The 23,114-nt window shown below is 72.4% G+C and carries 16 protein-coding genes; 9 read left to right on the top strand and 7 right to left on the bottom strand.

The window, feature by feature from the left end:
• The first annotated feature begins 86 nt into the window (after window positions 1–86).
• Window positions 87–2,363 (top strand): LuxR C-terminal-related transcriptional regulator, encoded by a 2,277-nt coding sequence (locus tag CUC05_RS00535; RefSeq protein WP_157965045.1) that lies wholly within the window; start codon window positions 87–89, stop codon window positions 2,361–2,363.
• A gap of 81 nt (window positions 2,364–2,444) precedes the next feature.
• Complete coding sequence (locus CUC05_RS00530; protein ID WP_108664122.1) at window positions 2,445–3,695, top strand: EAL domain-containing protein; 1,251 nt, start codon at window positions 2,445–2,447, stop codon at window positions 3,693–3,695.
• Between the two features lie 119 nt (window positions 3,696–3,814).
• Here CUC05_RS00530 and CUC05_RS00525 read toward each other — a convergent pair whose 3' ends face one another.
• Both CUC05_RS00525 and CUC05_RS00520 read right to left on the bottom strand, forming a co-directional pair.
• Complete coding sequence (locus tag CUC05_RS00525; protein ID WP_108664121.1) at window positions 3,815–5,362, bottom strand: GTPase family protein; 1,548 nt, start codon at window positions 5,360–5,362, stop codon at window positions 3,815–3,817.
• Entirely contained in the window at window positions 5,359–7,041 is a 1,683-nt protein-coding gene (locus tag CUC05_RS00520) for a GTPase family protein (RefSeq protein ID WP_157965044.1), read from the bottom strand. Before CUC05_RS00520 ends, CUC05_RS00525 begins: the two co-directional genes overlap by 4 nt.
• A gap of 271 nt (window positions 7,042–7,312) precedes the next feature.
• Between CUC05_RS00520 and CUC05_RS00515 the strand changes: the two genes are divergently transcribed.
• Window positions 7,313–9,388, top strand: coding sequence for a SpoIIE family protein phosphatase (locus CUC05_RS00515; RefSeq protein ID WP_108664119.1), 2,076 nt, complete (start codon window positions 7,313–7,315; stop codon window positions 9,386–9,388).
• A gap of 27 nt (window positions 9,389–9,415) precedes the next feature.
• Here CUC05_RS00515 and CUC05_RS00510 read toward each other — a convergent pair whose 3' ends face one another.
• Together CUC05_RS00510 and CUC05_RS24365 are read right to left on the bottom strand one after the other, a co-directional pair.
• Window positions 9,416–11,314 (bottom strand): alpha/beta-hydrolase family protein, encoded by a 1,899-nt coding sequence (locus CUC05_RS00510; protein WP_108664118.1) that lies wholly within the window; start codon window positions 11,312–11,314, stop codon window positions 9,416–9,418.
• Window positions 11,315–11,372: 58 nt separating this feature from the next.
• Window positions 11,373–12,356, bottom strand: coding sequence for a LysR family transcriptional regulator (locus CUC05_RS24365; protein ID WP_205712055.1), 984 nt, complete (start codon window positions 12,354–12,356; stop codon window positions 11,373–11,375).
• Window positions 12,357–12,451: 95 nt separating this feature from the next.
• Between CUC05_RS24365 and CUC05_RS00495 the strand changes: the two genes are divergently transcribed.
• The 6 genes from CUC05_RS00495 (at window position 12,452) to CUC05_RS25805 (ending at window position 18,640) form a co-directional block, all read left to right on the top strand.
• Window positions 12,452–13,387, top strand: coding sequence for a DMT family transporter (locus CUC05_RS00495; RefSeq protein WP_170127880.1), 936 nt, complete (start codon window positions 12,452–12,454; stop codon window positions 13,385–13,387).
• An 82-nt stretch (window positions 13,388–13,469) separates the two neighbouring features.
• On the top strand, window positions 13,470–14,591 hold the full coding sequence (locus tag CUC05_RS00490) for a 6-phosphofructokinase (RefSeq protein WP_108664115.1): 1,122 nt from the start codon (window positions 13,470–13,472) through the stop codon (window positions 14,589–14,591).
• Window positions 14,592–14,667: 76 nt separating this feature from the next.
• Window positions 14,668–16,869 carry a transglycosylase domain-containing protein gene (locus CUC05_RS00485; protein WP_157965042.1) on the top strand — a complete coding sequence of 734 codons (2,202 nt, stop codon included), beginning with the start codon at window positions 14,668–14,670 and terminating at the stop codon, window positions 16,867–16,869.
• 22 nt (window positions 16,870–16,891) lie between these two features.
• The gene (locus CUC05_RS00480) at window positions 16,892–17,821 is read left to right on the top strand and encodes a diacylglycerol/lipid kinase family protein (protein WP_157965041.1); all 930 of its coding nucleotides are present in this window, start codon (window positions 16,892–16,894) and stop codon (window positions 17,819–17,821) included.
• A gap of 343 nt (window positions 17,822–18,164) precedes the next feature.
• The gene (locus tag CUC05_RS00475) at window positions 18,165–18,416 is read left to right on the top strand and encodes a WhiB family transcriptional regulator (RefSeq protein WP_108664332.1); all 252 of its coding nucleotides are present in this window, start codon (window positions 18,165–18,167) and stop codon (window positions 18,414–18,416) included.
• Between the two features lie 95 nt (window positions 18,417–18,511).
• Window positions 18,512–18,640, top strand: coding sequence for a hypothetical protein (locus tag CUC05_RS25805; protein WP_276308876.1), 129 nt, complete (start codon window positions 18,512–18,514; stop codon window positions 18,638–18,640).
• 15 nt (window positions 18,641–18,655) lie between these two features.
• Here CUC05_RS25805 and CUC05_RS00470 read toward each other — a convergent pair whose 3' ends face one another.
• The 3 genes from CUC05_RS00470 to CUC05_RS00460 are packed head-to-tail and all read right to left on the bottom strand — an operon-like array spanning window position 18,656 to window position 23,076.
• A complete protein-coding gene (locus CUC05_RS00470) occupies window positions 18,656–20,104 on the bottom strand; it encodes a sensor histidine kinase (protein WP_108664112.1) in 1,449 nt (482 codons plus the stop codon).
• Complete coding sequence (locus CUC05_RS00465; protein ID WP_205712054.1) at window positions 20,101–20,340, bottom strand: biotin/lipoyl-binding carrier protein; 240 nt, start codon at window positions 20,338–20,340, stop codon at window positions 20,101–20,103. The genes CUC05_RS00470 and CUC05_RS00465 overlap by 4 nt, the downstream gene beginning before the upstream one ends.
• Window positions 20,341–20,400: 60 nt before the next feature.
• Window positions 20,401–23,076 carry a cell wall-binding repeat-containing protein gene (locus CUC05_RS00460; protein WP_108664111.1) on the bottom strand — a complete coding sequence of 892 codons (2,676 nt, stop codon included), beginning with the start codon at window positions 23,074–23,076 and terminating at the stop codon, window positions 20,401–20,403.
• Window positions 23,077–23,114 lie beyond the last annotated feature (38 nt).

The raw sequence follows: 23,114 nt of genomic DNA, 5'->3' as shown, positions 1-23,114 counted from the left end.
CGTCATGGCAAATGAATCATGTTCATTGAATGCAATGGTGCGGTAGCCGGGAAAGCGGCTCCGTCGCTCCCGTACACTTACCGCACATGGCGGTTTCCCCTGCGGGTCGGAACGGCCGCGGGCCTCGCACGTGGCCGGGAAAGCTGCGGCCCCCACCGTTGCCCGACGGCCATGTCGCCCGGCCCGCACTCGTCTCGGCCATCGAGGACGGCCTGGCGCGCAGCGGCGTCGTCCTCCTCAGCGCCGGGGATGGCTTCGGCAAGTCCACGCTCCTCAGCGAGTACGCCCGCCATCCGCGACCGTCCGCGACCGCATGGTTGTCGTTGGACTCCCACGACGACGACCCCCAGGTGTTCCTCACCGCGGCCCTCGAAGCCCTCGCCATGGTGCATCCCGACCTCTTCACCGAGGCGCTCGTGGCCGCAGGAAACGCCACCGACGCCGCCCAGTCGCTGGCGTTCCGGATGGGCGTGTGCGACCTCGAGCACCTGGACGACCCCGTCACGCTGGTGATCGACGACCTCGACCAGCTCCGGCACCCGTCGATCGTCAGCGGTCTCCGTCGGCTGCTGCGCTACAGGCCCCCGCACCTGCGGTTGGTCCTGGCCACCCGCGATGACCTGCTGCTCGACCCCGACCGGCTGCAACGGGGGTCAGGCGCGCTCGTCCTCGGAGAGGACGAGCTGGTGCTCACCGAGGCGGAAACCGCGCGCATCGCCGCGTCCAGGCACGGCGCGCTGGACGACGACCGCGTGCACGAGCTGCACGTGGCCACGGGTGGGTGGGCTGCAGGGGTCGTCCTCGCGTCCCCCCGCGATCCGCACGGCCCCGTCTTCGACATCCGCGCCCAGCCCGTCGCGCGGTTCCTCCGGGAGGCGATCGTCGACGGGCTGCCCGACCACCTCTCCACCTTCCTGCTGGAGCTGTGCATGCTGCCCCACGTGTCGGTGGCGATGGCCACGACCGCCACGGGCCGCGAGGACTGCGCGCGGCTGCTGCAGGACCTGCAGGTCCGCCGGCTGCTGGAGCCAAGGACCGACCTGCACGGCGCCACGTGGGTCGTGCCCCCGATCATCAGGGACTTCGGTCGCCACGAGCTGCGGACGACCGATCCCGACCGGGCGACCGAAGTCGTGCTGAACGCCGCGTGGGCCATGGTCCGCAAGGGCGACTTCGAGGAGGGCGCGGTCCTCGCGATGCAGAGCGGCGACGACTACGAGGCCGCACGACTGCTGCTGCGCGTCCACCTCGGCATGTCGACCTCCGGCCACGGGCTGCGTGTCCACGAGCTCGCGTCGACCCTGCAGTCCCGTCTGCCCCACCTGCCGGAGCTGTCGCTGGCGTCGGCGTGGGGGGCGGTGCAGGCGGGCCTCGACGACCTCGCGACCGAGGCGATGCGCACCGCCGCGGCAACCACCATCCGCGGGCAACGGGGCAGGTTCATCCGCGCCGAGGTCCAGGGCCTCCGCGCCCACCTGCTGCGCAGGAAGGGGGAGTACGCCGAGTCCGTCCGGGCGGTCCGCGAGGGCCTTGCGCTGCTGCGCGACACCGAGGTCGATGCCGAGTGGAGCTACGCCGACTCCATCCGCACGCGGGCCCCCCTCGACATGGGCATGGCCTCCTTCCTCGCGGGCGACCTCGACACGGCGATCACCGCGTTCGAGATGGTGACCGGGGGTGACGTCCCGGGCCCGATGCGGGCGGTGGCCCACTCCTACCTCGCCCTCATCGCCTGGCTGGAGGGTCAGCACGACCCGGCCACGCATGCCGCGATGGCCAAGCTGCTGGAGCAGCGCACCACCCAGGCACCCGACCTCGCCCACTTCATCACCTCCGTCACGGTCGCCCTCTCCGAGGACGGCGTCGCGGGTCGTGACGGGCTGGTCGATGCGGAGCTGATCTCGGCCTGCATGCCCGAACCGGGAGCGCAGGCCATGGTCCGCCTGGCCCGCGCACGTCGGCTGGCGACGGGTGCGCCGGTCGGGGACGCAGTCGCCGACGCCTACGGGGCCGGCGTCCGCACCGACGACCCGTCGGCGCTGGTGGCCGACGTGCGACGGATCCTCGACGAGATCCCCGACCCGGGCGTCCTGCCGCGCATCGTCGAGCGGGTCCGCGGCGAGCTGGGCGAGGGCCCCACGCTCGAGGGCTACGGTGAGGAGCTGACCGACGGCGAACGCAAGGTCATACGGCTGCTCGACACCGCGCTCACCGAACGCGAGATCGCCATGGAGCTGCACCTGTCCCACAACACCGTGCGGACCTACCGGCGGCGGCTGTACCGCAAGCTCGGGGTGACCAGCCGGCGAGCCGCCGTCGAAGCCTGGAAGGCCCTGCAACCGGGGGCGCTCGACCAAACCTGAACGACAACGGGAGACGTCGTCGGGAAGTGTCTCCCGGGGTGATGGTTCGGCGTCACCCCGGTGCCTGTGAAGCTTGTTCACATGGCGACAGACCACATCCTCGGCAGCGGGTTCCTTCCCACGGACCTGGTGCGCCCCGTCGACGGTACCGAGATGTACCGCATCATCGAGGGCGACACACCTGTGATCGTCGCCGTGCTGCGCGTCGAGAACGTCACCATCGCCCGCTCGCTGACCGGTGCGATGTTCGACGACGCCGTCCGCATGCTCAAGTCCCGGCTGATCGGCGAGGGCTCCACCGCGGTCTCCACCAGGGTCGCGGAGCACGAGACGGTCGTGGCGGTGCGCATCGCCACCCCGGTGTCCGCACAGGACCTCGAGCAGTTCGTCCTCGCCCAGCTCCGACGACCGCTGGAGGTCGACGGGCAGATCGTCCCGGTCGAGCTGCGTGTCGGCATCAGCCGGCCCGATCCCCGCAGCGGCTCGGCCATGGAACGCATCTCCCGTGCTCGTCGTGCCCTGGCCCTGGCCAGCGCCGGACATCCCGTCCGCATCCACGACCGCACCGTCGAGGCACAGCTGCACCTGCGACACCTGGTCAGCGACGACCTGCCGCGCCTGCTTCGCGACAACCTGTCGGCGATCTACCAGCCCATCCTCGACCTGCGCGACAACGAGGTCGTGGGCGCAGAAGCCCTGATGCGCATCGACCACCCCTCCCTGGGACGGCTGTCCCCCGCGATCGTGTTGCCCCTGCTGGACGACACCCTCCAGCTGGAGCTGACCCGGCGCATGATCGGCCACGCCATGGCCACGGCGGTGGAGTGGAGCGCCCGTGCAGCCGACGTCCGCCACGTCAGCGTCAACCTGCCGCCCGAGCAGCTCGCCCGTGAGGAGCTGCTGTGGATGATCGACGACGCCGCGATCGCCACCGGTGCCGACCCCGACATGCTCGTGCTGGAGGTGCTGGAGACCGGCATCGCCTCACCCACCCCGGACTCCGCGGTCCGCAACGGCCTGCGGCGACGTGGTGTCCGCCTCGCGGTGGACGACTTCGGCACGGGGTACTCCACGCTGGAGCAAATGGCTCGGTTGGACGCCGACATGCTGAAGGTCGACCGCCACCTCACCGCACAGATCGGCCTCGACGAACCCGACGCGACCGCCGCCGCCATGGCCGTGCACATCGGTCGCAGCCGCGGGTTGCCCGTCATCGCTGAGGGCGTGGAGCACGCCGAGCAGCTCGAGGGCCTCCGCTGGCTCCGCTGTCGCTACGCGCAGGGCTGGTTCATCGCCCGCCCCGAGTCGCAGGAGGCCCTCCTCCAGCGCTGAACGACCTGCTGGCGGGAGCCGCCCACCCCCCTCAAGGCTCCCGTCGGCTTCGCGGCCCGGTCTCTCTCCCCTGTGAGGCCGGGCCGCACCCATGTGTCCAGCCACCTGCCGTCGCGGCGTCAGCGCGAGGCGGCGCCGGCGATCAGCTCGTCCACTCGTCCGGCATCGTCCCGCACCCCGTCGAGGGGGTCGAGGACCTGGCTGTCGGCCACCGCGGCGACCTGCTCGCGCAGCTGCGCCGTGGCCCGGCGCGCCTGCCGTCGCCCGCCCACACGAGCGGCGAGGCCCGCCACGGCGGCGACGACGATGCCGACGGCCAGGCCGCCGATGAGCAGCGCCGGGGGCAACGCGACGCCGCGCCAGCGCAGGACGAACGCGTCCGTGTCGATCAGGAGGAACGTCTCGGCGAGCGCGAGGCCGAGCAGCCACAGGCCACCCACCGCAGCGACGACCAGCAGCAGGCGATGCAGTCCGGAGACCGGTCCCCACCAGCGGGGCGGTTGTCGCAGCACCTGGACCTGCCGGCTGATGCCGGTGTCGAGCGCCTCGACGACCGCGTCCTGGCTGTCCCGCACGGTCGCCGACGCCGCGTGTGCCCAGCCTGCGTCGGCCCCGTCGGCCGCCGCGGCGGCGGTGCTGCGCAACGTCCGGCTGACCTCGGCGACGGCCAGGGTGTTGTCGACGGTGGTGCGCAGGCGACCAAGCGGGGCCCGCCGGAACCGGCGGATCCAGCGCAGGGGCGGCCAGCCGGTGGCGAGGGTCGCATCCCGGCGGTGCTGGGCGGCAACCAGCGCCGCCACCGCATCGACCCCGGCCGCGGCGGCCAGCCCGTCCACGAGCGGCCCGCGCAGGCGCTCGACGTCCACGCCGGCGCGTGCACCGGCGGCACTGCGCATGCGGGTGACCAGCTCGTCGATGTCGGCGGAGATGCGCTCGATGGCGGCCTGCTTGGCGTTGACCTCGGCCGCGAGCACTCCTCGGAGCTCGTCCAGCCCGTCGCTGCCGTCGGGGCCGGGGATCGTCGACCCGGCGATGGGCTCGAGCTGCGGCAGCCCGTCGGCCACGAGCAGGCGGCGGAGGTCGGCAAGGCACTCCCGGCGCGCCGCCGGGTCCAGGGTGTCGACCTTGTTCAGCACGACCTGCATGACGTCACCATGCGTGGACAGCGGCTGCAGGTAACCGGCGTGGAGCGATTCGTCGCCGTACTTCTGCGGGTCGGTGACCCACACCATCAGGTCGACCAGCGCCACGAGCCGGTCGACCTCCAGGCGGTGGGCGACCGTGACGGAGTCGAAGTCGGGCAGGTCGAGCAGCACCAGTCCCGACAGCGCGGGGTCGGCGTCGCCCAGGTGGTGCCGTTGCGTGATGCCGAGGCTGTCGAGCAGGCCGTCGGCGGTGTCGCCGAAGGTGACGGCCTGGGTGATGGCCGTCGTCGGCCTGGTCACCCCGGCCCTGGCGACCGGCGCCCCCGCCATGGCGTTGAGGATCGAGGACTTCCCGGACCCGGTCGACCCGACCAGCGCGGCGACGGTGTGGTCGGTGCCGTGCCGCAGCCGCCCACGGGACCGTTCGACGACCCCGTCGACGTCGTCGACGACGATGCCGTGCCGGGCGAGCAGGGTGGCGGCGTCGGCCAGCAGGTCCAGCCGTCGTTGCAGGTCGGTCATCGCGACACCCCGTCCACCGCATCCTCCATCGCGCGGATCGCATCGGCATCCGGCAGGCCGTCCAGCAGGGCCCGGAGCTGCTCGTGACGATCCTCGGCAAGCCGTTCCACCCGGTCGAGCAGGTCCGCGCGTGCAGCGGCGGCCAGGTCGCGGATCGCCTGCTCGCCGAAGACCGCCGACAGCACCGCCTGGCCGAACGCCGCCGTCCCACCGGCCACCGCGACCTCGCCGCCCGTCAGCCCGCCGGTGGAGGCGAAGATCGCCATCATGAGCGCGACGCCAACCCCGTTGACCCCCAGCGACATGCCGCGGGCGACGGCGATCTTGGACCCCGCACGTTCCCGGACCATCGCGACGACGTGGTCCTGCCACGCCGCCACCGTGGTCTCCACGGCCCGCAGGTCCGGGGCGGACAGGGCGACCGGGTCGTGGGCCTGCGCCAGCACCTCCGGTCCGCCGGGAAGCACCTGCCAGCTCTCCACCGTGCGCTCGAGGCCGGACGCGACGGCGTCGTCGATCAGGCCCACGAGGTTGGACCGCAGCTGTCCCTTGGCGGCCTCGACCTCCGGCGACCGCCCGGTCACCATCTGGCCGATCCTGTCGCGCAGCCTACCGACACCGCGCTGCAGCCGGTCCATCCACTCTGCGGTCCCGACCTGTTCTCGGAACCGGTCGAGCACCTCGCCGCGGAGCAGGACGCCGCTGGCCAGCTGGTCCCTGACCGCAGTCACCGTGCTGGCCTGTTGCGACGTCGAGGCCGACACGAGGGCGTCGGCCGCCTGACGGTGCTCGCGCATCGCCTGCATGACGCGTCCGACGCGGGGCTGGAGGGAGTCCACCGCACCCATGACCGTCCGGCGGATGGTCTCCGCCCGGGCGTCGGCGTCGTCGACCAGGGCCTCGATCCAGGCCCTGACCTCCCCTTCGGCCCCGTCGAGCCGACCGTCGACCAAGGGTGTCTCGACGATGGTGAACAGGCGGGCCTCCGACAGGCCGTTGGCGTCGAGCATGCGGCGAACGTCGGCCCCGATGTCGCGGACGGCGCTGCCGTCGGGTGTCGGCGGGATGCGGTTGACGATCAGCGCCACGGCGGCCGTCCGCTCGCTGGCCCGGGCGAGGTACTGCCACGGCACGGCGTCGGCGTAGCGCGCCGCGGTGGTGACGAACAGCCACAGGTCCGCGGCGCCGAGCAGCTGGGCGGCCAGCTCGTGGTTGGCGACCTCGATGGAGTCGATGTCGGGGGAGTCGAGCAGCCCGAGCCCCGGGGACATCGCCCGGCTGGCGACCAGGTGCAGGGCGTGGCCGGTGCCGCGTTCGCCCGTGGTGCGCGGCAGGTCGGGCAGCACCCCGTCGCCGGAGAACCACGCCGTGTCGTCGGGATGGTGGACCAGCACGGGCGCCCGGGTGGTGGGCCGGAGCACCCCGGCGGCCGACACCTCCTCGCCCACCAGGGAGTTGGTCAACGTCGACTTGCCGGATCCGGTCGACCCGCCGAGCACCGCGAGCAGCGGGGCGTCGAGGTGCGCCAGCCGTGGCAGCAGGTAGTCCTCGATCTGCGCGACGGCCTCGTCGCGGGTGGCGATCCCGTCCTCGGTCGCCGCGAGCGGCAACGACAGCGTCACCGCCGCCAGCTCGTCGCGCAGCTGCCGCAGCCCACCGGCAAGCGTGTCGTCCCGCATCGCCGCCACCTTAACCATCCGCGGTGGCTGCGACCGTCGGGTTACACCGCCGCCGCCACCATCTCGCGCAGGCGCGGCTCGAGGTCGGTCAGCCGACGGGTGCTGGGCCGAGGAGTCCCGCGACGACGGAGTCGGCAACGCCTGTTGCCGACTCCTGCCGAGCGTCGTCGCAAGGTGACCGGTGGTGCGTTCCTGTTCGGCCCGGTCGTCGCTATCGTGTCCACTGAGAAGGCTGGTCGACGCGCGTCGGCCCGGGCGGAGGAGCACGAGGATGAAGCCGGACGAGCAGTCCACCCTCGGCCTCGGCGACCTCGCGTTCCTCGACGCCGTCACCGACGTGGTGATCGCCGTGGACCCTGCCGGGGACGTGGTGTACGCCAACGCCGCGCTCAAGGGCATGCTCGGCTGGTCCCCCGCCGACCTGGTCGGCCAACCGCTGGCCGTCCTGGTCCCCGACCACCTTCGCGAGCGCCATTTCGCGGCCTTCGCCGAGCACATGGCGAAGGGGACGGCCCGCATCACCGGTGGCCCGCCGGTGGTCCTGCCGGCACGGCACCACGATGGCCACGAGGTCGAGGTCGAGCTGACCCTGACCGACCATCGCATGCCCGACGACACGCTGGTGTCGGTGGGGGTCCTGCGTGACCTGTCCACCGATCGCCAGCTGGAGTGGACGGCCACGATCGCGCAGTACCACGCGGTCACCGCCGAGGTGGCGACCGAGATCGCGCTGGTCAACGACGTCCACACGCTCAGCGACGCCTCCTCGGTGCTGCTGCGGGCGCTGACCAAGGCCCTGCGTTGGGACGCCGCCATCTTCTGGCTGGTGGCCGAGAACGGCAGCGCGCGACCGGCGGACTACTGGCACACCGACGCCCTCAGCGACGACTTCCAGCAGATGGCCGACCCCGGCCTCGTGACCGTTCCCGGCCGCGGGCTGCCCGGCCGGGTCATCAAGACGCGCAAGCCGGCGTGGATCGAGATGATCGCCGACGACCCGGGCTACTTCCGGCGCAGGACCGCCGAGCGGTTGGGCATCAGCACGACCTTCGCGTTCCCGATCCTCCGTGACGAGCGAGTGGAGGGCGTCGTCGAGCTGATGTCACGCGAACCGGTCGCCGTGGACGCCGGGCTGCTGACGATCGTCGCCGAGGTCGGCCGTCGCGTCGGGGAGTTCCTGCACCGACGGGCAGCCGACCGGGACGTGGCCAGGTCCGACGCCCGCAAGACGGCCATCCTGATGTCGGCGTTCGACGCGATCATCGGCATCAACCACCACGGCACCGTGACGGACTGGAACCCGGCCGCCGAGCGCATCCTCGGCTACGCCCATCAGGACGCCGTCGGGCGGGCGCTCGCCGACCTGATCGTCCCAGAGGACCTGCGTGAGGCCCACCGACAGGGCCTCCAGCGGTTCATGGAGACGCGGCGACCGCGGATCCTCGGCCAACCGCTGGAGCTGCGGGCCGTCCACGCCGACGGACGCGAGTTCCCCGTCGAGCTCGCCATCACCCAGCTCGAGGGCATCGAGCCGCCCGAGTTCGTCGGGTACCTCCGCGACATCAGCGAACGCAAGGCCGTCGAGGATGCGCTGGCCCGCAGCCGCGACGAGCTGTTCCGGGTCGCGACGACCCTGCAGGACTCGATGTTGCCTGCGACGCTGCCGCAGATCCCGGGGCACGACGTCGGGGTGGCGTTCCGTCCCGCCGGCGACGGTGCCGAGATCGGGGGCGACTTCTACGACGTCTTCCAGCTCGATGACACCCGCTGGGCAGCCCTGATCGGTGACGTCCGCGGAAAGGGGGTGTCGGCCGCGCGGCTGACCGCCCTGGTGCGGTACACCGCACGTGCAGCTGCCGTGGAGTCCCACGACCCCGTCCAGGTGCTGCGGCTGGTGAACCAGGCGATCCTGGTCCACGAGGACGAGGAACCCACGTTCTGCACCGCAGCCTACGTCGAGGTCGACCTGTCCCGACCGGGCACGCTCCGCCTGGTCCGCGCCGGCCATCCCTCGCCGCTGCGGCTGACCGCGGACGGCAGCGTGTCGCCGGTCGGCGCCCGCGGATCGTTGCTCGGTGTCCTCGAGGAGCCGTCGTTGACCACGAGCGAGGTGGACCTGGCCGTCGGCGAGGTCCTCGTGCTGTACACCGACGGGCTGATCGAGGCCCGGACCGAACACGGCCTGCTCGGCGAGGAGGGGCTGGCCAGCATGGTCAGCGAGGTGGGGGGCACGTCCGCGTCGGTCGTCGCCGACCACCTGAAGCGCCGGACGGTGGAGCTGCAGGGGGGCCGCACCAGCGACGACCTGGCCGTGCTCGCGATCAAGCGCCTCGACCCCGGCGCCTGAGGCCGTCCCCCGTCGGTTCGGGACCGGTCAGGCGTGCAGCGTGCCCAGGCGCTTGGCTCGGGCGAGGTCCAGGTCGACCAGGGCTTCCTCGACCCGGCGCATCGTCGCCTCGTCGACGTCGGGCATCCGGTAGGCCGCGTGCACGAAGCGGGCCATGTCGGCTCGGTAGTCGTGCCCGTAGGACGTGAAGGCCCCCGGCACCTGGACCATGGAGTTCACCGCGTCCACGGCCGTCTGGAGGAACGTCACGACCGGTGACCAGCGCATGCCGTCGGGAACCCCTCGCCCCCGGTGGTCGCCCTGCAGCCAGCGGGGCTGCTGGACGGCCAGGTCGGGGCCGAGCACGGCGATCGGGTCGTTGTCGTGGGACAGGATCACCGCACGCAGGCGCTCGCGCTCGGCCGGGGAGCGAGCCTCGAGCTGTGCCCACCGGTCGAACACCCCGACGGTGCCGGGCGGGACCAGGTCGGAGCTGCCGCGGATCATGCCGCTGCGCGACCACCTGGCCATCCACGGCAGGCCCACCCAGAGGGCCCGGTCGATGCCGTAGTGGTCGAACCCGCCGATGCCGAGGTGCATGATCACGTCCGACGCGGTCCACGCCCCGAGGCTCTCGCCGAACACGAGGACCGTGGGACGCCGCTCCGGTGGGACGGCCCGCAGGCGCTCCCGGACACCGAGCAGGAGGATGCGGAACTGGCTGCGGCCCAGCGGGATGTTCTGCAGCGCCAGGTAGGAGGGATAGCGGCCGTACTGGATCGCACACGTGGCGATGTCGCCACGCGCGAACAGCTCGGCGGACTCCACCAGCGTCTGGTCAACCCATCCGGTCCCGGTGGGCGAGGTGAGCAGCAGGAAGCGCCGGTCGTAGGCGCCGGTGCGCTCGAGCTCCTCCAGCGCCAGCTCCGCGCGGGCGGTCGGATACAGCGGCTCGGCGTCGTGCCCGACGTAGACCCGAACCGGATCCGCGGCCGCTGGTTCGCCCATGACCCGTTGGATCAGGTCACGGTCCAGGACATCGGTGACGAACCGGCGTCCCTGCCGTCCGAGCTCGGCGAAGTGCGACTGGCTGCCCGGCCCGCCGGAGACGGTCGGCCGGGACGGTGCCCGGTCGTAGCCGGCCTCGATGGCGGCGTTGCCCTGCCCGACACGTTCCACGGCCGCGTGGTACAGGGCGTTGACGGCGCGTGTCCAGAGCATGCCGTTGGCCACGAACGCCAGGGCGGCCTTGGCGCGGCCGGGGCCCAGCCATGAACCCAGTGACCGTCCGGTCGCGTGCACGGCCTCGCCGAGCAGACGTCCGCCGAGCACGACGGCGGCGCTGATCGCCGCGCTCTGCGGGACCGCGGTCCGCTGCTCGATCGGCCACGGCTCGATCGCGGCGATCCGCTGGTGCAGCCGGCGGTCGGCCCACAGGCCCACCCCGGCCACGACCGAAGCCGTGGCCACGACGGCGCGCACCCCCGATCGTTCGGGCTGGCGTGCCCAGGCCGCATGTCCGATGTCGTGGATCGCGCCTCCGGTGGCGATGGACCGCAGCATGGCACCGCCCCCGCGGAGGCTGGACCACCACAACCGCTCGTGACCGCGCTCGGGCAGGTTGGACAGGCCCAGCCCGAGCACCGCCAGGCCGCCACGGACGAGCAGCCGGCGGCGGGTGGCGAGATGTGGGCCGAGGAGTGGTTCGAGCGCTGCCTCGCTCCGGTCGGCGATGGCGCGGGCGGACAGCACGGCGAGGCCGCCCACGACGCCCTGGAGCGCCGAGGTCCGCGGCATGAGCGATGGCGAGAAGGAGTCCAGCCACGCCACGGTGGCCATCGGGGCCGACGGCGACGCCGGATCCGGACGCAACCACTCCACGCCGGACCGGACCGGCCGCGATCGGGCGAGCCGGACCACCCCGTCGACGAGCCGTCCTGCGCGCATGCCTCCGTGACCTTCCTGCCGAGCTCCACACCGCCTGCCGACCGTGGGCGCCCGGAGCCTAGTTGTCCGTCGGAGGCGCGGTCGACTCGTCGTGCGCCAGCAGCTGCGGTCGCAGCCCCATCACCCGCGCGCGGTCGGCGAGGACCTGCAGCAGCCGGTCGACCGCGGCTACCGGCCGACGCGACGGACGGCACAGGGCGCGCACACGGCGCATGCCCAGGTCCGGGGCACCGTCGAGGAACCTGACCGTGCGGGACTCCGCCCCCGACACGTGCGCCGGCACCGCGAGGTGGGGTGCGAGCGTGGCACCCAACCCGGCCTCGACGAGGGTGACGGCGCTGACGTACTCGTCACAGATGTGGACCAACCGTGCGGAGAAGCTCCAGCGCCGCTCGAGGTCGGCCAGCATGGCCCCTCCGGCGCTGCCGGGGACCTGCCCGATCCAGGGGCGCGCGACGAGGTCGGCACGCAGCCGATCCGGTGTGGCGTCGTCGACGTCCCACGCGGCGGGGACGATGACCCGGTAGCGGTCGTCGATCAGCAGCCGGGTGACCGGGGCCGACCGGTCACCGCGGGGCGGCGCCGTCCCCAGCAGCTCCTCGGTCATGACGACATCCACCCGACCGGCGTGCAGGGCAGCGAGGGCGGGAGGGCCCTCGAGCTCGACGATCCGCAGGTCCAGTCCCGCGTCCCGCAGCACGCCCGACCCCATGAGCGGCGCCAGCATCTGACAGATCACGGTCTGGAACGTGGCGATCTCCACGGGCCTGGCGTCGGAGTCCGACCAGTCCGCCAGGTCGTCCGTGGCAAGGACGACCTCTCGGCCGATCGTCCGGCCGCGTGCGGCCAGGCGCGCACCCGCCTCGGTCAGGCGGATCTGCCGACCGGACCGGTCCAGCAGCCCCACACCGGCCTCGCGCTCGAGCTGGCGCAGCTGCTGGGACACCGCAGACGGGGTCAGGTGCAGCGCTGCGGCCGCACCCACCACCCCACCGTGATCGTCGACGGCGGCGAGGGTCACGAGGCGAGTGGGGTGCAGCACCGCCACAGTAAACCACGCTCGATGAAGCAGCACTTCATCTTCGATGAAGAACATCGAAGCTGTGCTTCGACATGTACCGGTGCACGCTGTGCTCGATGTTGCTGTCACCCCCATCCCGCACCGCTGTCCGTTCGCCGCTCGTCGGCGCCGTCGTCGGATCCCTCGGCATCGCGATGAGCGGGATCTGGGTGGTGCTCGCCGACGTGCAGCCCGCGCCGGCCGCGTTCTTCCGCTGCGCCTACGCCCTCCCCCTGCTGGCGTTCGTGGCCTGGCGCCGACGGCCCGCCGAGCCGGTCGCGATGCGAGCCCGGCTCATGGGTGGGCTGGCAGGGCTGTTCTTCACCGCTGACCTGATCATGTGGCACACCGCCATGGACCTGGTCGGTGCCGGCCTGGCGACCGTGCTCGCCGCCGGTCAGGTCGTCATCGTGCCGCTGGCCTCCTGGGCACTGCTCGGCGAGAGGCCGCACGGCCGGGTGCTCGCGGCCATCCCGGTCCTGGCGTCGGGGGTGGTCATCATCTCCGGCGTCCTGGGGACCGGCACCTACGGAACCGATCCCGTGCGCGGATCGCTGCTGGGTGTGGGGACCGGTGTGGCCTACGCGGGGTTCCTCCTCGCGCTGCGCCAGGCGAACGTCGGGGGTGTCCGCCCGGCGGGTGCGCTGCGGGATGCCACTGCGCTCGGGGCGATCGGGACCGCGGTGGTCGCCGTCGCACAGGGGCAGGCTGGATCGCTGGTGCCGTCGTGGCCGTCGGCGGGCTGGCTGCTGGCCCTTGCCGTCGGTTCCCAGGTGATCGCGTGGCTGCTGATCACCTCGTCGCTGCCGAGGCTGCCGGCGGCGGTCACGTCCGTCGTGCTGACCCTCCAGCCCGTCGGCTCGATGCTGCTGGGCGCGGGCCTGCTCGGGGAGCGGCCCACCCCTGTGCAGCTGGCCGGGGTGGCGCTGGTCGTGCTGGCCCTGCTGCACGCCACCGGGGCGACCGCCCGCCGACGGGTCGCGCGGCCCGAACCCTCGGTCGCCGTGACGTGACGTGACGCGACCGACCCCTCACCGACCCCTCCTCGACGTCGTGGGCAACTAGGCTGGTCTGACTCGGCGAGGAGGAAGACCCATGGTGAAGAGCATCGGCGTGCTGACCGCAGGCGGTGATGCCCCTGGGCTCAACGCCGCCATCCGGGCCATCGGCAAGTCCGCGATCCGCAAGCACGGCCTGTCGGTCGTCGGTTACCTCGACGGGTTCCGCGGCCTGATGGACCGGCGCCACGTCCGGCTGGACTCCGACGCGCTGTCGGGGATCCTCATCAAGGGTGGGACCATCCTCGGCACGTCCCGCGACAAACCCCACAAGATGCGCGTGGGCGACCAGACGCTGGACATGACCGCGGCCATGGTCGAGACCGCCGCCAACATGGGGGTGGAGGCCATCGTGTGCCTCGGCGGGGGCGGGACCCAGAAGAACGCCAAGCGGCTGGCCGACGCCGGCATGAACGTCGTCACGCTGCCCAAGACCATCGACAACGACGTGTGGGGCACCGAACGGACCTTCGGCTTCGACACGGCCCTGTCGATCGCCACGGAGGCCATCGACCGACTCCACTCCACGGCCCACAGCCACCATCGCACGATGGTCGTGGAGGTCATGGGGCACAACACCGGCTGGTTGGCGCTGGGCGCGGGGCTTGCCGGTGGTGCCGACGTCATCCTCATCCCCGAGATCCCCTACAGCCTCGAGAAGGTGGCGGACACCCTCATGGCCCGCAAGTCGTCGGGCAGCCGGTTCTCCATCGTGGCGATCAGCGAGGGTGCGGTCTCCACGGAGGAGAAGGCCGAGCTCGACCGGCTGCTGGCCGCCAAGGCCGACGCGACGAACGGCGACGAGAAGGCCGCGGCGAAGCAGGCCATCGCGGCCTACGAACACCAGCTGACCCAGTCGACGGCCACGCTGGCCGAGAAGCTGGAGGGCTTGACCGGCATCGCGTCGCGGACCACGATCCTCGGGCACGTCCAGCGTGGTGGCAGCCCGTCAGCCGTCGATCGCCTCCTGGCCACCTACATGGGTGCCGACGCCGTCCAGGCGATCGTCGAGGGTGACTTCGGCAAGATGATCGCCACCTCCGGCCGCCACATCGTCCGCCTCCCGCTGGAGGAGGTCGCCGGCCGACGCCGGACCGTGCCGCTGGACCACAAGTGGATCGAGGCGGCCCGCACCCTCGGCGTGGGCTTCGGGGACTGACGCGCAGGCGACACGACGTCGCCCCGGACGGCGGTCGTGCCCGGCCGACGGGTCCGAGCTGCGCGACACTGGCCGCGTGACCCGCCGGTGGAGCATGTCGTGGCTGGGGGTGCTGCTCGCCTGCGCCCTGCTCGCCTCGGCCTGCGAGCAGCTGGTGTCCATCGAGGTCCGCGAGGTCGACCTGCCGGAGGTCGACTCCTTCGCCCAGTCCTTCGTCTACGCCGCAGACGGGACCCAGATCGCGACCTTCCGCTTCAGCCACCGCGAGCCGGTCGAGCGCGATGACCTTCCCGAGCACCTCGTCACCGCCCTGGTCGACGCGGAGGACCGGCGTTTCTGGGACCACGAGGGCGTCGACCCACGAGCGGTCGTCCGGGCCTTCGTGGCCAACCGGCAGGCCGGCGAGGTCGTCCAGGGCGGCTCGACGCTGACCCAGCAGCTGATCAAGAACCGGTACTTCCCCGATCCGCAGAACACCGTCGAGCGCAAGCTCCTCGAGGCGCGCCTGGCCTGGGAGCTCGAGCAGGACGCGACCAAGGACGAGATCCTCACCGAGTACCTCAACACGGTGTACTTCGGCGCCGGTGCCTACGGCATCGAGGCCGCCGCCCAGGTGTACTTCGACACGACCACACGCGAGCTGACGCTCGCACAGGCCGCGCTCCTCGTGGCGGTCATCCGCTCGCCCGAGGCCGCCAACCCCTTCTCTGCCCCCGACCGTGCCCGGGCGGAGCGGTCCCGCGTCCTCGAGGCGATGGCGCGCAACGGCGACCTGTCCCCCACCGACCGCGACACGCTGGACGCGGCGCCGCTCGGGCTGACCGTCCCACCGGAACCCCCGCCGGTGCAGTACCCGTTCTTCGTGGAGTACGTGAAGCGCCAGCTGGTCGGCGACGAACACTTCGGGGTCGACGAGTCGCGTCGCTGGCGTCGCCTGTTCGGCGGCGGGCTGCGCATCCACACCACCATCGACCCCCGGGTGCAGGCCGCCGCCGACGCCGCATCGACGGCCTTCTGGTCGGGCGCCGATGACCCCGAGGTGGCCATCAGCGTCGTCGATCCTGCCACCGGCCACATCGTCGCGCTCGTCGGCGGCCGCGACTTCGCCACCAGCCAGTTCGACCTTGCCACGCAGGGCCGGCGCCAGCCCGGCAGCACCTTCAAGGTCTTCGCCCTCACCGCGGCCCTGTCACGCGGCTGGCGCCTGGACTCCGTGATCGAGTCGGGGCCCGGCAGCTTCGAGGTCGGCGACCCCGAACCGTGGACCGTCCGGTCGGGCACGACGGGCGAGATCACGCTGCGGGAGGCGCTCGTCCGGTCCTCCAACGGGGCGTTCGCACGGCTGGCGCTGGAGCTGGGCCCGGGCGCCATCGAGAACATGGCCCACTCCATGGGCGTGCGCGGTCGCATCGGCAGCAACCCCTCCATCGTGCTGGGTGGCCTGTCGGAGGGCGTCAGCCCCCTCGACATGGCCAGCGCGTTCGGGACGCTGGCCAACGGTGGGGTGCATGCGGCCCCGACCGCCGTGACCCACATCACCGACGCCGACGGCAACGTCGTGTGGGAACCCCGGGGGCTGCCCGTGACCGTCGTGGACCCCGAGACCGCGTGGCTGGTCACCGACACCATGCAGCAGGTCATCACCGACGGCACCGGGCAGGCAGCGTCGCTGGGCGACCGACCGGCCGCCGGCAAGACCGGCACGGTGCAGGAGAACCGGGACGCCTGGTTCGTCGGCTTCACCCGGGAGTACAGCACCGCGGTGTGGATCGGCTACCCCGACGAGGCGAGGCCGCTGGTCGACGTGCACGGCGTCGCCGAGGTCCAGGGCGGGACGTGGCCCGCCCGGATCTGGCAGCGGTTCATGGCCACCGCCCTCGTGGACCGGCCGATCCAGCCGTTGCGCTACCCCGAGGACCTGGCGGTCACCGTGGAGATCGACCCCGAGACCGGCGGCATCGCCACGCCCTTCTGCCCGGTCACCGAGACGCTGACGGCCCTGCCGGCGGAGCTGCCCACCTACTCCTGCCCGCTGCACCAGCACCCGCCCGTGCCCACGCCCGACCCCTCGGCCAGCCCGTCGGCCACGTCGTCGCCGTCCGCTGACGGGCCGCTGACCGCACCGCCCGATCCCGGCGTGGCCCCTCCGCCCCCGACGGCCCCCGCTGCCACCCCGACCGCCGCACCCCCGTCACCGTCGCCGTCGCCGAGCCCCACTCCAACGCCCACCCCGGCGGACGACGGCCCACGGGCCCCCTCCGACAGCACGTTCGGCTGATCCGACCAGTAGCCTCGTTCGCGTGCAGATCCTCGTCGTCACCAATCCGGCCGCGCGCCGGACCAAGCCCCACCTCTCGCGTTGGGTGGCCGATCGCCTCAGCGACGTGGCCAAGGTGGACGTCATCGCGACGACCCACCGCAACCACGCCACCGAGATCGCCCGCGATGCGGCGACGCGGGGGCTGGACGCCGTCGTTGCCCTCGGTGGCGACGGGACGGTCAACGAGGTCCTGCAGGGGCTGGCGGGCAGCCAGACGGCGCTCGCGGTCCTGCCCGGCGGGTCGACCAACGTCTACGGACGCATCCTCGGGCTGCCCCGCAGCCTGACCGGTGCCACGTCGATCCTCTTCCAGGCGCTCAAGGAGAACCGGGTTCGACAGGTGCCCGTCGGTCGGGCCAACGACCGCTGGTTCGCCTGGTGCGCCGGGTTCGGCTACGACGCCGACGTCGTGCGCGAGGTCGAGTGGCACCCCCGGATGAAGCGCTACCTGGGCCAGACGTCCTTCCTGTACCACGGCTGGGAGGCGCGCAAGCGGGCCGCCGAGATCACCATCGACATCGAGGCCGGCCCTGCCCGCCCGAAGGGCCGCCAGCGAGGCGCGCTCAAGCGCGAACGGGTGCTCGGCGCGGCGGTCGTCTGCAACGCCGACCCGTACACGTTCTTCGGTCCCCTCCCCTCGCGCATGTGCCCCGAAGCAACGCTTGAACGCGGCCTGGACCTGACGGCCCTCACCGACATCTCGTTGCCGGCGCTGCTGCAGACGATGCGCAAGGCCCTGACCGGCCGCGACGTCCGCGACCTGCCGTGGATCACCGGGTGGCACGACCGCGAGTACTACGAGCTGACGGCCAGCCGACCGATCCCCGTCCACACCGACGGCGACCCCGTCGGTACCACCCAGCACCTCCGCGTCGAGGTCGTCCCCGACGCCCTGCAGCTCATCGTCTGAGCAGCCGGCCGAACCGACTCACACCCCCTGTCCGTTCGGCCACCCAAAAGGGGTGCGAGTTCTTGCAAGCAGGTCTGGACGGGCCTCCACAGCGCTTGTACTCTGCTTCACAAGCGAGCGCGAGCCCCTCGCCAGTGACCGGCTTCACTTGGGTCCCGGTTTCACGCCCCCCTCCATCGAGGTGTTCTCGCGCCATCTGGGTACCACCGTTGCTACCCGCAGAACCCAGCCGTTCGCAACCGTCGAACGGCGATGCCGACGCAGGTCCGTCTGTCCCGAGCCGATACTCCCGCCACCGCGGACACGAGCTTGCCATATCCCGAGAAGGAGCGAGGCGCACATGCTGTCCTGGCGTAGTCGATCCGCCTGCCTCGACGAGGACCCCGAACTGTTCTTCCCGGTCGGTAGCACCGGCCCTGCGCTGGAGCAGACCGAACGAGCGAAGGCCATCTGCCAGGCCTGCCCCGTCGTGGCCGAGTGCCTCGAGTGGGCGCTGGAGTCCAACCAGGACGCCGGTGTCTGGGGTGGCCTGAGCGAGGACGAGCGTCGCGCGCTGCGCCGTCAGCGCCAGCGCCGCCGTCGTCTGGCCAGCTAGTCCACGGTCCCCCGCTGGACCCCTACCTGCATCCCCCCGCGGAACGCCGTCCGCGGGGCCGCCTGGACGGACTTCGTCCATGGCTCTCGACGGCCGTGATCGTGTTGCTCCTGCTCTCGATCGCGGCCGTTTACTTCGTCACCGCCCGCCAGGATCCCTCGCTGGAGGTCCCGCTCGACGCCGCCCCCGTGCAGGACGTCGACGTCCCCCAGGCGCCGGACTGATCACGGCAGGACTCGTCAGGGGAGGGGGATGACCAGCTCGACCGAGGTCCCCTTCTCCGGGGACAGGGTCGTGATGGTGCCGCCGAGCTCGCTGGTGACCAGGGTTCGCACGATCTGCAGCCCGAGGTTGGCCATCGACTCGAGGTTGACGCCCTCGGGCAGGCCGACGCCGTCGTCGGCCACGATCACCGACAGGGTCGACGGGTGGCGCTCGAACCGCAGGGTGACCGTCCCGCCCGCCTCGGTGAAGGCATGCTCGACGGAGTTCTGGACCAGCTCGGTCAGGACGAGCGCAAGCGGCGTGGCGATGTCGGCGGTCAGCTCCCCGGGGTTGCCCTCGACGCTGAACGCCACCTTCTGGTCGGGACCCACCAGCCCCTCGGCCAGCATGTCCACGATGCGCGTGGCGATCTCGGAGAACGACGCCGCCTGCCGGGCCTCCCGCGACAGGATCTCGTGGACCAGCGCGATGGAGGAGATGCGGCGGACGGACTCCGTCAGCGCCTCCTTCCCCTCCTCGCTTGCGACCCGTCGTGCCTGCAGTCGCAGCAACGACGCAACCGTCTGCAGGTTGTTCTTCACCCGGTGGTGGATCTCCCGGATGGTGGCGTCCTTCACGCGCAGCGCCCGCTGGTGGCGACGCAGCTCGGTGATGTCGCGGACGAGGATCAGCGCACCCGTCAGCTGGTCGCCCTCCATCAGCGGCATGATCCGGCGCAGCACCACCGCGCCGTCGCCCTCGATCTCGCCCAGCACGGCGTAGCCCTCGTCGAGCGCGGCGTCGGTGTCGTCGGGCCGAGGGTCGACGTCGGCGATGTTGGCACCCTGGAGCCCCTCCATCTGCCCGATCCGCCGGTAGGCGCTGATGGCGTTCGGGGACGCGAAGGTGATCGTGCCGACCTCGTCGATCCGCATGATGCCGTCGCCGACGCGGGGGCTGACCTCGTGCTCCTCGGGGCGGTCGCCGGCGGCGTAGGGGAACTCGCCCTCGCAGAGCATGCGCGCGAGCTGGCCGGCCGCCTGGAGGTAGGTCAGCTCCAGCTGGCTGGGCGACCGGGCGGTCGCCACGTTGGCCTCACGGCTGATGACGGCGATGATCTCGCCGCCGTACCCGACGGGAATGGCCTCCTCGCGGACGGGCACGCCGGTGGACCAGTCGGGGTCGGCGTCGCGGATGACGCGTCCCTCGGCGAACCCCCGTCCCACCATGGGCCGCTGGTGGCGCAGGAAGAAGTCGCCGACCAGGTCGTCGACGTAGATGGTCTGGGCGGTGTGGGGACGCATCTGGCCGACGCAGCGGTAGCCCTCGTCCCCGCGCTCGTCGGTGTCCTCCACGAACAGCAGCAAGTCGGCGAAGGACAGGTCGGCAAGGACCTGCCATTCCGCCAGCAGGCGCTGGAGGTGGGCAGCGCCGGGCTTGTCCAGCCCGTCGATGCGTTCGAGGAGGTCGGTCAGGATCGTCACCGCCGGATCGCCACCAGCGCGTCACCCTCCTGCACGATGTCGCCCAACGCGACGCCGATCGAGGTGACGGTGCCTGCGGTCGGTGCCGTGATCGGGATCTCCATCTTCATCGACTCGACGACGAGGAGGGTCTGGCCGTCCTCGACGACGTCACCGACGGCGGTGTGGATGGCGATGACGTTCGCGACCATGTCGGCGGTCACGGTCAGGTCGGTGGAATCTGGTTGGCTGCTCATCGTTGTTGAGTCTCCCAGCAGGGCGGACGTGCGCGGGTGGCCGGACGGACCGGCCGATGGTCAACGACCGCGGCGGATCTCGTCGCTGGCAGCGTAGGACACCTCGGGGTCGACCAACGCCGCAGAGCCCAGCACCGTCCCGTCCCGGACGTTGCCCTCGGCCAGCAACGCAGCCGTGGGAGCGGCCAGATGGGTCGGGGTCGTCAGCAGGAGCGGCGCCCCACGACGGGCGGCGGTGGGGGCAGCCGCAAGCGCCCAGGCCCATGCGGTGCCGTCGTACCCGTTGGCCAGGAGCACCTCGTCGAAGGTGCCGTCGGCCCCCCACAGCTGCTGCGCGACCGCGACGGCGGTGGCCGTCCGGTCGCCGCCGGACATGCGGATGGGTGAGGGCAGCGCGTCCATGGCGGCGTCGCTGACCGCGGCGGTACCACCCAGCACCACCGCCGAGGTGATGCCGAGCCTCCTGATGGCGTCGGCGGTCTCCGTCGACAGCGCGGCGGTGTCGGTCAGCATGACCGGGACACCCGTCGCGGCACCGTACGCCCCGCCCGACAGCGCGTCCGCCCATGGCGCAGCGTCATCGGGACCGGCCCGGGCGATCATGACACGGTCCTCACCCGAGCGGTCGAGCACGACCTCCGCCACCGCCGCCGCGGTGGCCACACGGGAGGCGCCGGCCAGCCGGACGACGGTGCCGTGAACCGCCAGCTGATCGGCCACGGCGGGGGACACCGCGGCGGTCCCGCCCAGCACATGGATGGTCGCACCGGGGGCCAGCACACGGCCGAGCTCGGCATCGACGCGCGGGTCGAGGCCGTCCGAGGGCGTCAGCAGCAGGGGGCCCTCGGTTCCCGCCAGCGGCCCACCGGACAGCGCGTCGGCGAAGACGTCGTGGCGGGCGATCACCGCAACGGTGGCCTCACCGGGGTCGAAGGTGGCGGCGCTGACCGCTGCGGCAGCGGCGATCGGGTCGTCGGTGTCGGCCAACCGGTCGAGGACGTCGTAGCGGACCTCCACCGACCCCGACACCGGCTCGGCGTCCTCGGCGGTCAGCGTCCAGACGTAGGTGCCGGGGGCGGCCGTCCCGTCGTCCCAGACGGCGTCGACGCGGTCCCCCGAACCCTGCTGGTGGTACACGGCCGCCCCGTCGGGCCCGGTCACGTCGACCTGCCACGTCGCCCCCGGCCAGAGGAGCGCGGAGAAGGCGACCGGGGTGGCCAGCGCACCGTCGAGGTCGGCACGGGCAAGGGTGGGGCTGGCCAGCGCCCCCTCGATGACAGGCGGCTCCAGGTCCAGGTGGCCCAGGGCGGTGCGGCGACCGTCTGCGGAGACGGCCCACTCGTAGCGCCCGAGCGCCCAGCCGGTGCCGGCGAGGTCAACGGTTCCCGTCGCGGCGGAGCCGGACCCCTGCGCGCGGAAGACGACGTCGCCGTCCGGGCCGCGCAGGTCGATCTGCCAGTCGCCCGGCGGGTCGAGTGTGGCGGCGAACGTCACGCGGTCGACGTCGGGATCACCGCGGATGACCCGCGTCGCCACGATGTCGGACGCCTGGTCCACGATCAGGTCGCCGGCGCGCTCCCGCACGGCCGTACGAGTGGCCGGCAGACCGTTGTAGGGCCCGTCGCCCGGACAGGTCGTCGTCGACACGTCGCGGTGTCCCGAGATGTTGTCGAGCGTCACCGCCTGCCCCTCGGGATACCTCGAGGACCCGGCGCTGACGGCCACCGACGTCCCCGTGGGGTGGAAGTGGTGCACATCGGCCTTCCACGCGACGAGCTGCTCGAGGGCGGTCTGCATCGCGCTGCCCGGGGTTGCGGCGGTGTAGGTGCCCAGGAGCGCGACGCCCGAGGAGCCGGTGTTGAACCCGCCGGCCTGCGCCCCGATGACGGCCCGGTCGATGCCACCGGCGCGACCCTCGTAGATCGTCCCGTAGGCGTCGATGAGGAAGTTGTAGCCGATGTCGTTCCAGCCGTTGCCGGTCACGTGGTAGGCCTGCACGCCGCGGACGGCGGCAGCGGCCTGCGCCTGGCTGTAGCCGTTGGAGCTGACCGTGTGGTGGACGAACATCCGGTCGACGTCGGCGGCGTAGGACGGCGGATCGTCGACGATGGACTCGTCGGCGCCCCACTCGGCACGGGTCACGATGTCGGGCTGTGCTGCCAGCGCGGTCGCCGTGTCGCGAGGCGTCCCGTTCCAGGCGGTCACCAGTGCGTCCCGGGCCCGTTGGAGGCCCGATCGGTCCAGCCCGAGCGGGTCGATGAGGATGGCCTCGGCGCCGGTGAGGTCACCGTCGAGCGCCCTGACCTGCAGCCGGTCGGCCGGTCCGGTCCACAGGGGATGGGTGTGCTCGACCGTGCCGCTCGAGGCCGCGTCTGCGGCCAGCGCTTCGGGGGAGCCCGGGTCGGGACCCTCGTCGTGCAGGTGACCCAGGACCGTCCACGACGACCACTCCCCGGTCCCGCGGGCGGTCCGGACCTCGACCTGGACCTCGCCGGGGAGCGCCAGCGCCAGCATGGCGAACGGCGTGGTCTCGTGGACCTCGCTGGTCACGGCCCCGGCGGCGGCGAAGGTGCCCGCGGGGGGCGCCGCCAGCGGGACGTGCTCCAGCCGTACGGGCACGACGGCCTGGACCGGCGTGGGGGCGATCGCACCCAGCAGGCAAATGGCGACGATCACGGCTGGCAGCACGAGGGTGCGCACCAGACGCCGTCGCGGAGTGGCGGTGACGTTGACCACGCGCGCCACCGTATCGCCGAAGCCGTCGACGATGGGGA

The sequence above is a fragment of the Euzebya rosea genome, from assembly GCF_003073135.1.
Lineage (GTDB): Bacteria > Actinomycetota > Nitriliruptoria > Euzebyales > Euzebyaceae > Euzebya > Euzebya rosea.
Note: the sequence above shows the minus strand (reverse complement) of the source record. Positions and strands in the feature narration are given on the sequence as shown.

Coding starts and splice junctions, on each gene's coding strand:
- CUC05_RS00535 (WP_157965045.1), top strand. CDS start 87: ATGGCGGTTTCCCCTGCGGGTCGGAACGGCCGCGGGCCTCGCACGTGG.
- CUC05_RS00530 (WP_108664122.1), top strand. CDS start 2,445: ATGGCGACAGACCACATCCTCGGCAGCGGGTTCCTTCCCACGGACCTG.
- CUC05_RS00525 (WP_108664121.1), bottom strand. CDS start 5,362: ATGACCGACCTGCAACGACGGCTGGACCTGCTGGCCGACGCCGCCACC.
- CUC05_RS00520 (WP_157965044.1), bottom strand. CDS start 7,041: ATGCGGGACGACACGCTTGCCGGTGGGCTGCGGCAGCTGCGCGACGAG.
- CUC05_RS00515 (WP_108664119.1), top strand. CDS start 7,313: ATGAAGCCGGACGAGCAGTCCACCCTCGGCCTCGGCGACCTCGCGTTC.
- CUC05_RS00510 (WP_108664118.1), bottom strand. CDS start 11,314: ATGCGCGCAGGACGGCTCGTCGACGGGGTGGTCCGGCTCGCCCGATCG.
- CUC05_RS00495 (WP_170127880.1), top strand. CDS start 12,452: ATGTTGCTGTCACCCCCATCCCGCACCGCTGTCCGTTCGCCGCTCGTC.
- CUC05_RS00490 (WP_108664115.1), top strand. CDS start 13,470: ATGGTGAAGAGCATCGGCGTGCTGACCGCAGGCGGTGATGCCCCTGGG.
- CUC05_RS00465 (WP_205712054.1), bottom strand. CDS start 20,340: ATGAGCAGCCAACCAGATTCCACCGACCTGACCGTGACCGCCGACATG.